This is a genomic window from Streptomyces sp. NPDC033180, assembly GCF_055577645.1.
Window position 1 is genome coordinate 26,586 of the sequence record NZ_JBVIPU010000004.1, and the last position, 14,261, is coordinate 40,846.

The following is a 14,261-nucleotide window of genomic DNA, read 5'->3' on the forward strand; positions in this document are numbered from 1 at the left end:
CGCCGCTCGCCGGGGGAGGGGGCAGGGCCTGAACTAGGCTCTGGAAGCGTCCCGACCGGATTCCCGGCGGGTTCGCGCGCAGGCGGACGGAGCATGGCCCGTGACGGATCAGGCGGTCGACACGGACGGTTCGGCAGCGGGCGGCGCGGTGCCGCGGCCCGCTCCGGCCCAGACCTCCGAGGACGGTCAATTCGTCGGCCGTCGCAGGGAGTTGAAAGAGCTCCGGGCCGACATCGACCGCGCGGGGCTCGACACCATCTCGGGCCGCAAGGCGCCCAGGGCGCGCGTGCTCCTCATCGCGGGCCGCCCCGGCTCGGGGCGCACCGCGCTCGCCGAGGAACTCGCGCGGCAGGTCGCCGACGACTACCCCGACGGCGTGCTCCGCGCCCAGCTCACCGAACCCGACGGCGCGCGCGTGCCCACGGAACGCACCGCCCGCGAACTCCTGGACGCGCTCGAGGTCCCCGCACCCCCCGGGGCCGATGAGGACGAGCTCGCCGAAGTGCTCCGCGAGGCCCTCGCGGGCCGCAGGGCCCTGCTGCTCCTCGACGACGCCGCGGACGCCGAGCAGGTCGACCCGCTGCTCCCGGACGCACCCGAGTGCCTGGTCGTCGCCGTGTCGGAGGGCCCGCTCACCGGGATCCCGGACGTGCGGCCGTGCACCCTGGGCGGCCTGGACACCGCCGCGGGGGTCGAACTGCTCTCCCGTGCGGCGGGCCCGGTGCGCATCACCGTCGACCCGCGGTCGGCGGAGAGCCTGGTCGAGGCGTGCGCCGCGCACCCCGCCGCCCTCGTCCTGGCCGGCGGCTGGCTCTCCGGGCGGCCCAAGGCGGCCGTCGCCGATCTGGCCAAGCAGGTGCACGACCGGCCCGAGGACGACACCGCGCCCGGCGCCCTCGCCCGCATGTTCCAGCTCTCGTACACCTCGTTGCCGGGGGCGGCGGCGCGGATACTGCGCTACCTCTCCCTCGCCCCGGCCGGCTACGTCGACCCGCACACCGCGTCCGCGCTCGCGGGCTGCTCGGTCTCCGCCGCCCGCACGACCCTGGACGACTTCGTGAAGCTCGGCCTGGTCAGGGCCGTGGATTCGTCACTTCCGCAGTACGACCTGCCGGCCTGCCTGGTGCCGCTGCTGCGCGCACGCACCGAGAGCCAGGACCGCGCCGCCGAGGTGCAGCTCGCGCGGGCCAGGATGCTGGAGCGGACCGTACGCCTGCTCCAGTCCTGCCGGGCGATCACGGAGCCGGACAGCTCCGGGGCCCGCAAGAAGCTCGCAGGACTGCCGCGGGCCCTGCGCTTCCCCCACCCCGGCGCCGCCGCCGAGTGGCTGTGCGTCCGGCGGCCCGCCCTGCTTGCCGCGGCCCGCCTCGCGGTCGCCGACGGGGAGCTCGACACCCTCGCGCGACGCCTGATGGCGGCCCTGACGCGGGCCCTGGTCGCCCACCGGGGTACGGAGGAGGCGGCCCCCGAGCTGTACGGCATCCACCGCCTCGTCCTCGATGTCGCCGAGCGCCGGAATCTGCCCCGCGAGAAGGCGGCGGCCCTCCTGAATCTCGCGGATCTGGACGCGAGGACGGGACGTACGCAGGAGGCGCTGGTGCGCTACCGGCTCGCTCTTGACGCCGGACGGGAAGCGAATGACCCGTACGCGACCGGCCGCGCGATGGAATCCGTAGGCGGCGCCTACCAGGAGCTCGGGGACTGGTCGCGGGCATCGGACTGGTTCGGGCGTGCCCTCGCCCATCGGCTGGCGCGGGGCGAGCGCACCGACGCCGCACGGCTCTACGGCCGCATCGGAACGGCGCACACCTACGCGGGCCGCTACGGCGAGGCGCTGCGCAACTGGAGCTCGGCCGTCACCGGACACCGCAAGACCGGTGATGTGGCGGGCCAGGCGCGGGCGTTGAGCGAGCTGGCGCGGGTGCAGGAGTACGCGGGGCGGCCCGAGGAGTCGCTGCGCACCTGCCAGGAAGCCGTCGAGTGGGCGCGGCAGGCCGGTGACGTTCGTCTCCAGGCGGCGCTGCAGCTCAGGCTGGCCGACACCCTCGACCGGCTCGGCGACCCGGCGGCCGCCCGGCTGCACCGCGCTGCCGCCGAGCGCATCCTGGGAATGGAGCTCGAGGAGGTCAGGGGCCTTGCATCGAAGGATTCGAAGGATGGACCCGGGGCTTCCGCCTACGAAATCCGTAGCGCTTCCGCAGAAGATTGATGCATTGAAAGGCTAGACAGCGAGAAGTCCTTCATTAGACTGGCTCCGCCGCGTACTTCCGTGGTGTCTCCGATGCGCCCTCTTGTGTATCGGTATGTAGTGCATTGCCCGAAGAAACCCTGAGCCAAGAGGACCGTGATCGACGTGAAGGTCGGCATCCCCCGCGAGGTCAAGAACAACGAGTTCCGGGTGGCCATCACCCCCGCCGGCGTGCACGAGCTGGTGCGCCACGGCCACCAGGTCGTCATCGAGCGGAACGCCGGTGTCGGCTCCTCGATCACGGACGCGGAGTACGTCTCCGCGGGCGCCGTCATCCTGGACACCGCCGACGAGGTCTGGGCCACCGCCGACCTCCTCCTGAAGGTCAAGGAGCCGGTCGCGGAGGAGTACCACCGCCTCCGCAAGGACCAGACCCTCTTCACCTACCTGCACCTGGCCGCGTCCAAGGAGTGCACGGACGCGCTCCTGGAGTCCGGCACCACCGCCATCGCGTACGAGACGGTCGAGACCGCCAACCGCGCGCTCCCGCTGCTCGCCCCGATGTCCGAGGTCGCGGGCCGCCTGGCCCCGCAGGTCGGCGCCTACCACCTGATGGCCGCCCAGGGCGGCCGCGGTGTCCTGCCCGGCGGTGTCCCGGGTGTCGCGGCCGGCAAGGCCGTCGTCATCGGCGGTGGCGTCTCCGGCTGGAACGCCGCGCAGATCGCCATCGGCATGGGCTTCCACGTGACCCTGCTCGACAAGGACATCAACAAGCTCAAGGAGGCGGACAAGATCTTCGGTACGAAGATCCAGACCGTCGTCTCCAACGCCTTCGAGCTCGAGAAGGCCTGCCTCGACGCCGACCTCGTCATCGGCGCCGTTCTCATCCCGGGTGCCAAGGCGCCGAAGCTCGTCACCAACGAGCTCGTGTCGCGGATGAAGCCGGGAAGTGTCCTTGTCGACATCGCGATCGACCAGGGCGGCTGCTTCGAGGACTCGCACCCGACGACGCACGCCGAGCCGACCTTCCCGATCCACAACTCGGTGTTCTACTGCGTCGCCAACATGCCCGGCGCGGTGCCCAACACCTCGACGTACGCGCTGACCAACGCGACGATGCCGTACATCGTCGAGCTGGCGAACCGCGGCTGGGTCGAGGCGCTGCGCCGTGACCACGCGCTCGCCCTGGGCCTCAACACCCATGACGGCAAGGTCGTTTACAAGGAGGTCGCCGAGTCGCACGGCCTCGAGCACGTCGAGCTCGAGACGCTCCTCGGCTGAACCTGACCGCTTTCGTCAACGAAAGTCGTCAATCTCACGCCCACGGCCGGACCTTGAGAGGGGTCCGGCCGTATGCGTATGTCCGTGGACATGGTCAACTCGCCTTGAACGTAACCCTTTAACCGATTCGCACACCCCGGAAATGTGCCAACGGCACCCCGCGCGCCCTTGACATGGGGGCGTTCGATTGCCGACACATCGGGCCGGGTCCGGCGGATTGTGTTGCTGCGGACCGGTGACACGCCATAGAGTCGCCAACCGTCGGCATGGTGCCACGCTGACCTATCGAGAAATTTCCTGGTCACCAAGGAGGTAAGACGACTTGTGAATGAGTCGACATTTGCTCCCGGGGGTGGTCAACCAGGAACCTCTGAGCGGGGCCAAGGACCCGTGGGGCTCGAGGCTGTCGGCTCCGTCGCTGTCCGCACCTTCGCAGCCCGCCAGAACCCCCAGCAGGCACAGCCGACTGGGGCGACCCAGTCGACATCGTCTGCACCCCAGAGCATGGATGGCCATCACGTGAACGCCATGGCCGGCGACCGGAGTGGCGAGAACACCACCCACACCCAACTCGCCGACTACGAGGAACTGCCCCAGGGGCACTTCTACGACCCTGACGCCGAGTACGAGCCCGATCCCGAGTACGCGGCCACGCTGGCCCCGGACGCGGCCCGTCAGCGCCGTGAGCGCATCGGTCCCACCGGACGCCCGCTGCCGTACTTCCCGATTCCGGGTCCGCTGACCGACCACGGTCCCGCGAAGATCATCGCGATGTGCAACCAGAAGGGCGGCGTGGGCAAGACGACGTCGACCATCAACCTGGGTGCCGCGCTCGCGGAGTACGGACGCCGGGTCCTGCTCGTCGACTTCGACCCGCAGGGCGCCCTCTCGGTGGGCCTCGGGGTGAACCCGATGGAGCTGGACCTGACGGTCTACAACCTGCTCATGGAGCGGGGCATGTCGGCGGACGAGGTGCTGCTGAAGACGGCGGTCCCGAACATGGACCTGCTGCCCAGCAACATCGACCTGTCCGCCGCCGAAGTGCAGTTGGTGAGCGAGGTCGCGCGCGAGTCCACGCTGCAGCGGGCGTTGAAGCCGCTGATGCAGGACTACGACTACATCGTGATCGACTGCCAGCCCTCGCTCGGCCTGCTCACCGTGAACGCCCTGACGGCGGCTCACAAGGTGATCGTGCCGCTCGAGTGCGAGTTCTTCGCGCTGCGCGGTGTGGCCCTGCTGACGGAGACCATCGAGAAGGTCCAGGAGCGGCTCAACCCCGACCTGGAGCTCGACGGCATCCTGGCCACCATGTACGACTCCCGCACGGTGCACAGCCGTGAGGTGCTCGCGCGGGTGGTCGAGGCCTTCGACGATCACGTGTACCACACGGTGATCGGACGCACGGTCCGCTTCCCGGAGACCACGGTCGCCGGTGAGCCGATCACGACGTACGCATCGAACTCGGTCGGCGCGGCCGCTTATCGCCAGCTCGCCAGGGAGGTGCTCGCCCGGTGTCACGCCGAGTGAGTCTGCCGGGGGCCGACGAACTGTTCCGTACGACCGGGGGGATGGCGCTGACGTCGTCGTCCCCGCGTCGCCAGGCGAACGGCGAGGCGCGGGTGCCGTCGCCCGCGGGCGAGAGCGACGAGACCGCCGCCGGTGACGCACGCGGCGGTGCCGCGGCGGGAGATGGCGGCGGTGCCGCCGAACACGGCGCCGCCGACGCGGAGTCGGGCGAATCCCGCAGCCGGTCGGCCGCCGCCGATGCCGAGCAGGACGGGCGCCGTTCCGCCCAGGGCCAGGAAGACGCCGCGCAGAGCGGCGGCGGCCGGGCCGCCAACTCCTCCTCCACGGCACAGGCGCGGCGGCGCGCGCGGGCTGCCAACCGGCGGCCGAGCGGGCGCGAGCGGCACGACGAGAAGATCACCGTGTACGTGTCCGCCGAGGAGCTGATGGACCTGGAGCACGCGCGTCTGGTGCTGCGAGGCGAGCACGGGCTCGCCGTCGACCGCGGGCGGATCGTCCGCGAGGCGGTGGCTGTCGTTCTCGCGGATCTCGAGTCCCGCGGGGACGCGAGCATTCTCGTACGACGGCTTCGCGGGCGGTAGCGGTAGCGTTCCCGCCTGATGGCAACGACCGACGACTCCGCACCACCTGCCCCTCGCCGTGCCCTGGGGCGGGGCCCCGGGGTGGCTCCCGCGGAGCCCGAACCGGAGCCTCGGTCGGCCCCCGAGCCGGAACCGCCGGCGCCTCCCGAGCCGGACGACGGGCGGTTCAAGGTCCGGCTCGCCAACTTCGAGGGTCCCTTCGATCTGCTGCTTCAGCTCATCTCGAAGCACAAGATGGACGTCACCGAAGTCGCGCTGTCCACGGTGACCGACGAGTTCATGGCGTACATCCGCGCCATGGGGCCCGACTGGGATCTGGATCAGACCACCGAGTTCCTCGTGGTCGCCGCCACCCTGCTCGACCTCAAGGCGGCCCGTCTCCTGCCGACCGCCGAGGTCGAGGACGAGGCGGATCTCGCGCTGCTCGAAGCGCGGGACCTGCTCTTCGCGCGGCTGCTGCAGTATCGCGCGTACAAGCGGATCGCCGACATCTTCAGCGGGCGGCTCGACGAGGAGGCGCGGCGCTATCCGCGGACCGTCGGCCTGGAGGCCCACCACGCTGAGCTGCTGCCCGAGGTCGTCATCAGCATCGGCGCCGAGGGGTTCGCCGCTCTCGCCGTGAAGGCGATGCAGCCCCGGGCGAAGCCCCAGGTGTACGTCGACCACATCCACGCGCCGCTGGTCTCCGTGCAGGAGCAGGCGGGCCTTGTCGTGGCCCTGCTCCGGGAGCGGGGCGAGGTCAGCTTCCAGGTGCTCGTCGAGGACGCGGGGGACACCCTCACCGTAGTCGCCCGTTTCCTGGCGCTCCTGGAGCTGTACCGCGAGAAGGCCGTGGAGCTGGACCAGGAGACCGCTCTGGGCGAGCTGATGGTGCGGTGGACCGGCGGGGACGGCGATGGGCAGCCGACGGTGACCGACGAGTTCGACCGCGCGCCCGAGGTGACGGGTGAGACGAGTGAGGAGACGGCCACATGAGCGTGGAGAACCCTGTGAGTCCCGCGAGCCCCGCGGGCGACCTGGTGGGCGCCGTCGCCGATCTGGAGCTGCGGCCCGCCCTGGAGGCCGTCCTCATGGTCGTCGACGAACCGGCCACCGAGGAACACCTCGCCAAGATCCTCGACCGGCCACGGCGGCAGGTCGCCGACGCGGTGCGGGAGCTGGCCGACGAGTACACGGTGCAGAAGCGGGGCTTCGAGCTGCGGCTCGTGGCGGGCGGCTGGCGGTTCTACACCCGGCCCGAGTACGCCGCGGCCGTCGAGCGCTTCGTGCTCGACGGGCAGCAGGCACGGCTCACCCAGGCGGCCCTGGAGACCCTCGCGGTCGTCGCGTACCGTCAGCCGGTCAGCCGTTCCAGGGTCTCCGCGGTGCGCGGAGTGAACTGTGACGGCGTGATGCGGACGCTTCTCCAGAGGGGGCTGGTGGAGGAGGCGGGCGCGGAACCCGAAACAGGTGCGATCCTGTACAGGACGACGAACTACTTTCTGGAGCGGATGGGCCTGCGCGGCCTGGACGAGCTCCCGGAGCTCGCGCCTTTCCTCCCCGAGGCGGAGGCGATCGAGGCCGAGACGCTGGAAGGCGTTCCGTCGTTCGATCCGGACGCACCCGATGCGCCGGGTTACGAGTACACCGAGGGCACAGTCGACTAACGGAAATTTGATGCGAAGCAGCAACGGCAGGAACAGCAGCGGAAACAACGGCGGGAGCCGTGGTGGCAACAGCGGCAGCCGTGGCAGCAGCGGTGGGCGCGGAAGCGGCGGCGGTCGCGGAAGCGGCGGCGGCGCCGGACGCGGCAGCGGTGGCGGGCGTGACTACCGGGGTTCCGGTAACAGCCCCGACCGGCAGGGTCGCGGCGCCGGTGGCGCGCGCGACGACCAGGCACCCAAGCGCGAGAGCAAGCCTCGTCCCGAGGAGCGCCGCTACGACGTAGGCGGCGATGCCTCCAAGAAGGGCCGTGGCGCGGCAGCCCGCGGTGGCGCCAAGGGCGGCCCCAGGGCGCCTCAGGGCTCCGACAGGGGTACCCGGCGCGGCGCGGGAGCTCCCGCGACCTCCCGTGAGTACGACGCGCGGCAGGAAGAGCGCAACCGCGAGCGTTACGCGGGCAAGCCCAAGGTCAGCCCGCCCAAGACCTTCCCCGGCGCCGAGCAGGAGGGCGAGCGGCTGCAGAAGATCCTCGCGCGCGCGGGCTACGGCTCACGGCGTGCCTGCGAGGAACTGGTCGAGCAGGCCCGCGTCGAGGTCAACGGCGAGATCGTGATGGAGCAGGGCCTGCGGGTCCAGCCGGAGCGTGACGAGATCAAGGTCGACGGCCTGACGGTCGCGACCCAGTCGTACCAGTTCTTCTCGCTGAACAAGCCCGCCGGCGTCGTCTCCACCATGGAGGACACCGAGGGGCGCCAGTGCCTGGGCGACTACGTGACCAACCGCGAGACGCGGCTGTTCCACGTGGGTCGCCTGGACACCGAGACCGAGGGTGTCATCCTGCTCACCAACCACGGTGAGCTGGCCCACCGCCTCACGCACCCGAAGTACGGCGTGAAGAAGGTCTACCTCGCGCACATCGTCGGTCCGATCCCTCGTGACCTGGGCAAGCGGCTCAAGGACGGGATCGAGCTGGAGGACGGGTACGCCCGCGCCGACCACTTCCGTGTCGTCGAGCAGACCGGCAAGAACTACCTGGTCGAGGTGACCCTGCACGAGGGTCGCAAGCACATCGTGCGCCGCATGCTCGCGGAGGCCGGTTTCCCGGTCGACAAGCTGGTGCGGACGTCCTTCGGGCCGATCACGCTCGGCGACCAGAAGTCGGGGTGGCTGCGCAGGCTGTCCAACACCGAGGTCGGCATGCTGATGCAGGAGGTCGACCTCTAGGCGAGCCCGAGGCCGACTGAGGCGGCCGGTCCCTGCACGCGCAGGGGCCGGCCGCCTTTTTGCGTGTTGCTTGCGGGGTGCACCACCTCCCCTTTATAGTCAGAGCGACTATAAAGGGGAGGTGGTGGGCCATGCAGGGCTACGACAAGTACGCCTTCGAGCCGTTCGCCGTCACCGTCGACCTCGCCGTCCTCACCGTCCGAGCAGGCCGTCTGCACGTGCTGCTCGTCGAGCGCGGCCAAGAGCCGTACGCGGGATGCTGGGCGCTGCCCGGCGGATTCGTGCTGCCCAAGGAGTCCGCCGAGACCGCGGCGGAGCGTGAGCTCGCCGAGGAGACCGGCCTCACGGACAGCGCCGGGCTCCACCTGGAGCAGCTGCGCACCTACAGCGAACCGGACCGCGACCCGCGGATGCGGGTCGTGTCGGTGGCCTTCGCGGCGCTCGTCCCCGACCCTCCCGCGGTGCGCGGCGGCAGCGACGCGGCCCGCGCGGAGTGGCTGCCGTACGGCAGCCGGGGGCCGCTCGCCTTCGACCACGACCGGATCCTCGCCGACGCCCACGACCGCGTCTGCGCCAAGTTCGAGTACACCGGCCTCGCCACCGCCTTCTGCCCGCCCGAGTTCACGCTCGGCGAGCTGCGGCAGGTCTACGAGACGGTGTGGGGCGCCGAACTGGACCCGGCCAACTTCCGACGCAAGGCGCTCGGCACGGCCGGCTTCGTCGAGGCGATCCCCGGGGCCGCGCGCCTGACGGGCGGCCGGGGCAAACCGGCGGCTCTCTACCGGGCGGGCCCGGCGACCTCCCTGCACCCGCCGCTGCTCCGCCCTTCGATCGTTCCCCCGGAAGGAAAGCCCTCATGAAGCGTGCCGCCACCGGATCCCTGACAGGCCTCGCCCTGGGGGACGCGCTCGGCTTCCCGACCGAGTTCAACGACGTGCCGTCGATCCTCGCCAAGTGCGGGCCCTGGCGGGAGATGGAGCTGCCACGGCCCGCGATCGTCACGGACGACACGCAGATGACGCTCGCGCTGGGCCGCGGCCTGCGGACGGCCATGGAGCGGGGACTGCTCGGGCCGAAGCGGATGGAGCGGCCGGTGCGCGAGGAGTTCGTGGAGTGGTACCAGTCGCCGGAGAACAACCGCGCGCCCGGCAACACGTGCCTCAAGGCCTGCTACCTCCTGAAGACCGGTAAGCCATGGGAGGAGGCGAGCCAGGTGCACTCCAAGGGCTGCGGCGCCAACATGCGCGTCGCGCCGATCGGACTCGTCCCCGGCCTGAGCGACGAGCAGCGGGCGGGCGCGGCGCAGCTGCAGTCCGCGCTCACCCACGGCCACCCCACGGCGCTCGCCGCGTCGGACCTCACGGCGCACGCCGTGCGGCTGCTCGCGGAGGGCGCCGAGCCGACGGGTCTCGTCGGGCTGCTGCGCTCGTACGCCTACGAGAACCGGGAGACGTACCACGGGCGTTGGCTCGGCGAGCTGTGGGCGCGGGGCGACGATCCGATGCCGGGGATGTTCATCGCCCGTGGCTGGGACGAGTGCCTGGGTGTCCTCGAACGCCTCGAGTCCGCGCTGAGGCACGCCAACCCGGAGACGGACCCCTGCCTGGCCACGGGTGAGGGGTGGGTCGCCGAAGAGGCGCTCGCCACGGGGCTGCTGTGCTTCCTGCAGTTCGTGAACGAGCCCGTGACCGCTCTGCGCAGGGCCGCGTGCACCTCGGGCGACTCCGACTCGATCGCGTGCCTGACCGGCGCCTTCGCGGGAGCCCACCTGGGCGCGGACGCCTGGCCCGCCGCGTGGGCGGAGCGCATCGAGTACCGGGGGGAGCTGCTCGGGCTGGGGGCGCTCTGGGATTCTTGAGCCATGACTGTGGACCTGGGCCCGGACCTCTACGCCGATCTCGCCTCCGTCGCGGCGGAGCAGACGGACCCGCTGCTGTTCGCGACGGTCTCCGGGGCGCATCTGTACGGCTTCCCGTCCCGCGACTCCGACGTCGATCTGCGCGGGGTGCACCTGCTGCCCGTGGCCGAACTGGTGGGGCTGCGGGAGCCAGAGGAGACCCGCTCGAAGATGTGGGACCACGAGGGCGTGGAAATGGACCTCGTGACGCACGACCTGCGCAAGTTCGTGCGACTGATGCTGCGGCACAACGGCTACGTCCTGGAACAGCTGCTCTCGCCGCTGGTGGCGCACACGACCGACGTCCACGCGGAGCTCGTCGCGCTCGCGCCCACCGTCCTCACCAGTCATCACGCCCACCACTACCGGGGATTCGCCAAGACCCAGTGGCGGCTCTTCGAGAGGAACGGCGAGCTCAAGCCGCTGCTCTACACCTTCCGCGCCCTGCTGACCGGGATACACCTGATGCGCAGCGCTTCCCTGGTCGCCCATCTGCCCACGCTCGTGGGGGAGGCGGGCGACTGGGTGGCGCCCGTCTACCTGCCCGACCTCGTCGCCGCCAAGACCGAGGCCGAACACGGCGGCGCCGACGTGGACCGTGCCCGCGTGGCCGCCGACGTGGAGCGGCTGCACGGAGTTCTGGACCAGGCGCAGGCGGACTCAGGGCTTCCTGGGGTTCACTCCGCGTTCGACGCCCTGCACGATCTCGTCGTCCGCGTACGGCTCCAGAGCTGACGCCCGCCGCACGCGGAACAGGAAGTCCGCCACGCGGTCCCGGTCCGGTTCGGCGGGGAGCGGGGTGCGCGTGGCCGACGCGTCCGCCTCCTCGGCCAGGCGGTTCATCCGGGACTCGACCTCCCGCCAGGACACCTCGCCGCGCTTGACCGCCAGCAGGGATTCACGCTGGGCGCCGACGTCGAGGGTCAGTTCGCCGGAGCGGAGCAGGTCGCGGCAGCTCGTCAGGAGGCGCAGGAGGTGCATGGCGTGCTTCCAGCGGGGTGCGCCGTGCCGGCGTACGTCCGCCTCCAGCTTCTTGTGCTGGCCGAGCGCGTAGCCCACGAAGGTGGTGTGGACCTGGCGGGACAGGAACGCGTCGCGCAGGGTCAGGAGTTCGCGGCCGGTGTCCGTCACGTGTTCCACCACGGGGGAGTGCAGGCACTCCAGGATGTTCGGGTTGGCGCGCAGGGCCAGCTCGCAGAAGCGTTCCAACTCCCAGCTGAACTGCTCGTCGTCCGGGCCGTCCACGTGCGTGGGCGGCTTCTCGAAGTGCCAGAACAGCGGGGTGGGGGCCAGGAAGACACCCCTGCGGTCGGTGTCGCTGCCGTCCGTGGCCAGGCCGAAGGCGCGCGAGCCCATCACACAGGCGTAGACGGTGTGGTTGCGGACCAGGTCCAGGGCGGTGTCCGTGGGGCGGTGCATGCCGGGAGCGTACGGCCACCGGCTAGCCGCGCGTGATCGAGTTTCCGGTGACCTTGATGTTCTGCGGGGGGAGCGGGCGCGGTGCCGGGCCGTCCGCGACCGAGGCGTCCGCCACGCGGTACCTGCTGCCGTGGCAGGCGCAGTTGATCGTGCCGTCCGCGACCTCGCTGACCGTGCAGCCCGAGTGGGTGCAGACCGCGGAGAAGGCCTTGAAGTCGCCCTCTTCGGGCTGGGTCACGACGATCTTCTCGTCCTTGAGGACCTTGCCGCCGCCCACCGGGATGTCGGAGGTCCTGGCCAACTCCTCGGCCTCGGGAGGAGGTTCGTCCTTCCCGCCCGGTTTCGAGGGCTCGGCGGAAGTGGCCTCCGACTTCGGCGGTTCTGGCTCCGCGCCCTCGTCGCCGTACTTGCTGCAACCGGCGGTCAGCGCGACCGCACCGCCCGCGGCCAGGACCGTGCGCCGCGAGGGTTGCGCGCCGCTCATGTCGTCACCCCGAACGTACGGAAGAACCACAGCGCCGACGTCCACCAGACCGCTGTGAGGACCACGAAGACCAGGCCGCCGACCACCGGAAGCAGCCAGCCGGGCAGCTTCTGTGCGCGGAGCAGCAGCATCTTGGCGCTGAACGCGCCGAAGAAGGAGCAGGCGAGCAGCGAGTGCCACATCACCCGGGTCGAGTACGTCTGGTACCCGAGGGCGTAGAGACAGTGGACCGCCACGGGGACCGACACCAGGAACGCGATCCGGCCCGACCAGCGGTGCAGCGCCGACGACCACGACGGCCCCGGCAGGCGCCCGTACACCATGAGCGCCGAGACGACCTGGACCAGCGCGAAGGCGAACGCCGTCGTGCCCAGCCAGGCCTTGACCGCGCCGGTGCTGCTGAACCCGGCGAGGTTGAAGGCCGTGCCCTCGGGGTCGTGCGTCCTGCCGTACACCCCGAGACCGACCGCGACCGCCGCGGCGACCAGGGCGGGGACGAGATAGCGTGCGGCGCTCGGACGGCGGTGGTCGCCCATGGCGGGGGGCGGGCCGAAGCCGCCCTGGGTCGCGGCGTTCGGATCGACGCTCATGGCGGCTCCCTGGTCGGGGCGGAGCGGGGTCAGGGCACGACGGGGCGGGCGGTGAGGTCGCCGCCGTCGAACGGGACGGCGCCGGTCTCCGGGTCGAGGCGCGGTGCCTTTCGCGGCCTGCCGTCCTCCTTGAGGATCCCGACCTGCCGCCCGTCGGGCAGGACGATCCAGCCGCCGTCTATCTCGGCGCCGCGCACCTCGGTGGTCGCGCGGTACAGGCCGGAGGGCTTCTTCGCCCTGGCGGCGGTGAAGTCCCGCGGCCGTTCGCCGACCTCGACCTTGCCGGTGACCGCGTTGCCGGCGAGGGTGCCGTCCAGCTTCGCGCCGTGCTTGCCGGTCAGGCGCATGGATCCGTCGTCCTCGACGTCGCCCTTCAGCCAGGACTCCGTGTCGCGGCCGTCGCAGTAGTACGCGATGGCCTTGTCGTCGCGGATCGAGACAGAGACCGCGGCGGCGTCGTCGGCCGTGCGGCCCGCGTACTCGGACTTGCCGGGAGGCCTTCTCGGCGGGCTCTTGGAGGGGCTCTCGGTGGGCGTGGGAGACGGAGCGGCCTCGGTGGGCTTCGCGGACGTGGGCGCCGACGACGCGGCGTCGGGAGAGTCCCCTCCGTACGACGAATCGCCCGTCCCTGTCGTCGCGTTGAGCGACAGCATGAACAGGGCGAGCAGCAGTCCCCCGAGAAGCGTGTAGAGCGGTCCGGAGCGCTTCATGCGGGCCTCCCCCGAGGCGTGGCCTTGCCGGCCCCTCCATGCAAGCGGACCCGCGCCCCCGGCGTCCATAGTTGAACGTCCACCAATCGGGCCAAGTGGCGACAGGGGGCGATTCGGGCGACATTGTCATGGTCTGAGGTCCGCGCCCCTTTGAGGCGCCGGCCCGGCCACTCACTCGAAAGGCGCGACCATGGCGGGTAACGATCTGGGAAGCCTTCTCGGCGGTCTCCTCGGCGGCGGCCAAGCCGGTCAAGGCGGCGCGGCAGGCGGCTCCGGAGGCGGCAACATCCTCGGCTCGCTGCTCGGCGGCCTGCTGGGCGGCGGCGCCGGCGGCAGTGGCGGCGGGCAGGGCGGTTCCGCGGGAGGCAACCCGCTGGGCGGCATCCTCGACATGATCAAGAACTCGGGCCTGGTCAGCCAGGAACAGCTGGACTCCTGGGTCGGCAAGGGCGACAACCACCCGTTGAGCCCGGACCAGGTCAAGCAGGCAGTCCCTGACGAGACCCTGGACAAGGTGGCCAACGACGCGGGTGTCAGCCGTGACGAGGCCGCCGACCAGATCGCCCAGCAGCTGCCCCAGGCGGTTGACAAGCTGACCCCCCAGGGGCAGGTACCGACGGGCTCCCTGGAGGACATCATCAAGGAGCAGAAGCTCTGATCAGGCGAAAGCTCTGACGGAGCAGAAGCTCCGACCCCACCCCGGTGGGCACGCGGCGTCC

The 14,261-nt window shown here is 71.2% G+C and carries 15 protein-coding genes; 11 read left to right on the top strand and 4 right to left on the bottom strand.

Features of this window, described 5'->3' with window-relative positions; all coding sequences use genetic code 11:
• The first annotated feature begins 100 nt into the window (after positions 1–100).
• The 10 genes from ACZ5WE_RS14050 to ACZ5WE_RS14095 all read left to right on the top strand — a co-directional run bounded on the left by ACZ5WE_RS14050 (position 101) and on the right by ACZ5WE_RS14095 (position 11,074).
• On the top strand, positions 101–2,209 hold the full coding sequence (locus tag ACZ5WE_RS14050) for a tetratricopeptide repeat protein (RefSeq protein WP_467687055.1): 2,109 nt from the start codon (positions 101–103) through the stop codon (positions 2,207–2,209).
• 144 nt (positions 2,210–2,353) lie between these two features.
• Positions 2,354–3,469, top strand: a complete 1,116-nt coding sequence (ald, locus tag ACZ5WE_RS14055) for an alanine dehydrogenase (RefSeq protein ID WP_467687131.1) — start codon at positions 2,354–2,356, stop codon at positions 3,467–3,469.
• A 324-nt stretch (positions 3,470–3,793) separates the two neighbouring features.
• Entirely contained in the window at positions 3,794–4,996 is a 1,203-nt protein-coding gene (locus ACZ5WE_RS14060) for a ParA family protein (protein ID WP_351171210.1), read from the top strand.
• Complete coding sequence (locus ACZ5WE_RS14065; protein WP_467687054.1) at positions 4,981–5,577, top strand: hypothetical protein; 597 nt, start codon at positions 4,981–4,983, stop codon at positions 5,575–5,577. Before ACZ5WE_RS14060 ends, ACZ5WE_RS14065 begins: the two co-directional genes overlap by 16 nt.
• A gap of 18 nt (positions 5,578–5,595) precedes the next feature.
• Entirely contained in the window at positions 5,596–6,552 is a 957-nt protein-coding gene (locus ACZ5WE_RS14070; protein ID WP_467687052.1) for a segregation and condensation protein A, read from the top strand.
• Positions 6,549–7,223, top strand: coding sequence for an SMC-Scp complex subunit ScpB (gene scpB, locus ACZ5WE_RS14075; RefSeq protein ID WP_467687050.1), 675 nt, complete (start codon positions 6,549–6,551; stop codon positions 7,221–7,223). The genes ACZ5WE_RS14070 and scpB overlap by 4 nt, the downstream gene beginning before the upstream one ends.
• Before the next feature lie 10 nt (positions 7,224–7,233).
• Positions 7,234–8,442 (top strand): pseudouridine synthase, encoded by a 1,209-nt coding sequence (locus ACZ5WE_RS14080; protein ID WP_467687048.1) that lies wholly within the window; start codon positions 7,234–7,236, stop codon positions 8,440–8,442.
• A 131-nt stretch (positions 8,443–8,573) separates the two neighbouring features.
• Complete coding sequence (locus tag ACZ5WE_RS14085; protein ID WP_467687046.1) at positions 8,574–9,302, top strand: NUDIX hydrolase; 729 nt, start codon at positions 8,574–8,576, stop codon at positions 9,300–9,302.
• Entirely contained in the window at positions 9,299–10,300 is a 1,002-nt protein-coding gene (locus tag ACZ5WE_RS14090; RefSeq protein WP_467687044.1) for an ADP-ribosylglycohydrolase family protein, read from the top strand. Before ACZ5WE_RS14085 ends, ACZ5WE_RS14090 begins: the two co-directional genes overlap by 4 nt.
• Positions 10,301–10,303: 3 nt before the next feature.
• Positions 10,304–11,074, top strand: coding sequence for a nucleotidyltransferase domain-containing protein (locus ACZ5WE_RS14095; protein WP_467687043.1), 771 nt, complete (start codon positions 10,304–10,306; stop codon positions 11,072–11,074).
• Here ACZ5WE_RS14095 and ACZ5WE_RS14100 read toward each other — a convergent pair.
• Genes ACZ5WE_RS14100 through ACZ5WE_RS14115 form a run of 4 tightly spaced genes read right to left on the bottom strand, consistent with a single transcriptional unit; the run spans position 11,000 to position 13,542 of the window.
• Entirely contained in the window at positions 11,000–11,758 is a 759-nt protein-coding gene (locus ACZ5WE_RS14100; RefSeq protein WP_467687041.1) for a nucleotidyltransferase domain-containing protein, read from the bottom strand. The two genes, ACZ5WE_RS14095 and ACZ5WE_RS14100, sit on opposite strands and share 75 nt — an antisense overlap.
• Before the next feature lie 22 nt (positions 11,759–11,780).
• The gene (locus ACZ5WE_RS14105; RefSeq protein WP_467687039.1) at positions 11,781–12,242 is read right to left on the bottom strand and encodes a Rieske (2Fe-2S) protein; all 462 of its coding nucleotides are present in this window, start codon (positions 12,240–12,242) and stop codon (positions 11,781–11,783) included.
• Positions 12,239–12,832: a DUF6529 family protein gene (locus ACZ5WE_RS14110; RefSeq protein ID WP_467687037.1), complete on the bottom strand. Its 594-nt coding sequence runs from the start codon at positions 12,830–12,832 to the stop codon at positions 12,239–12,241. The genes ACZ5WE_RS14105 and ACZ5WE_RS14110 overlap by 4 nt, the downstream gene beginning before the upstream one ends.
• Before the next feature lie 29 nt (positions 12,833–12,861).
• Positions 12,862–13,542 carry a hypothetical protein gene (locus tag ACZ5WE_RS14115; RefSeq protein ID WP_467687035.1) on the bottom strand — a complete coding sequence of 227 codons (681 nt, stop codon included), beginning with the start codon at positions 13,540–13,542 and terminating at the stop codon, positions 12,862–12,864.
• A gap of 190 nt (positions 13,543–13,732) precedes the next feature.
• On the opposite strand from ACZ5WE_RS14115, the gene ACZ5WE_RS14120 reads away from it, so the two are divergent.
• A complete protein-coding gene (locus ACZ5WE_RS14120; RefSeq protein WP_467687033.1) occupies positions 13,733–14,200 on the top strand; it encodes a YidB family protein in 468 nt (155 codons plus the stop codon).
• Positions 14,201–14,261 lie beyond the last annotated feature (61 nt).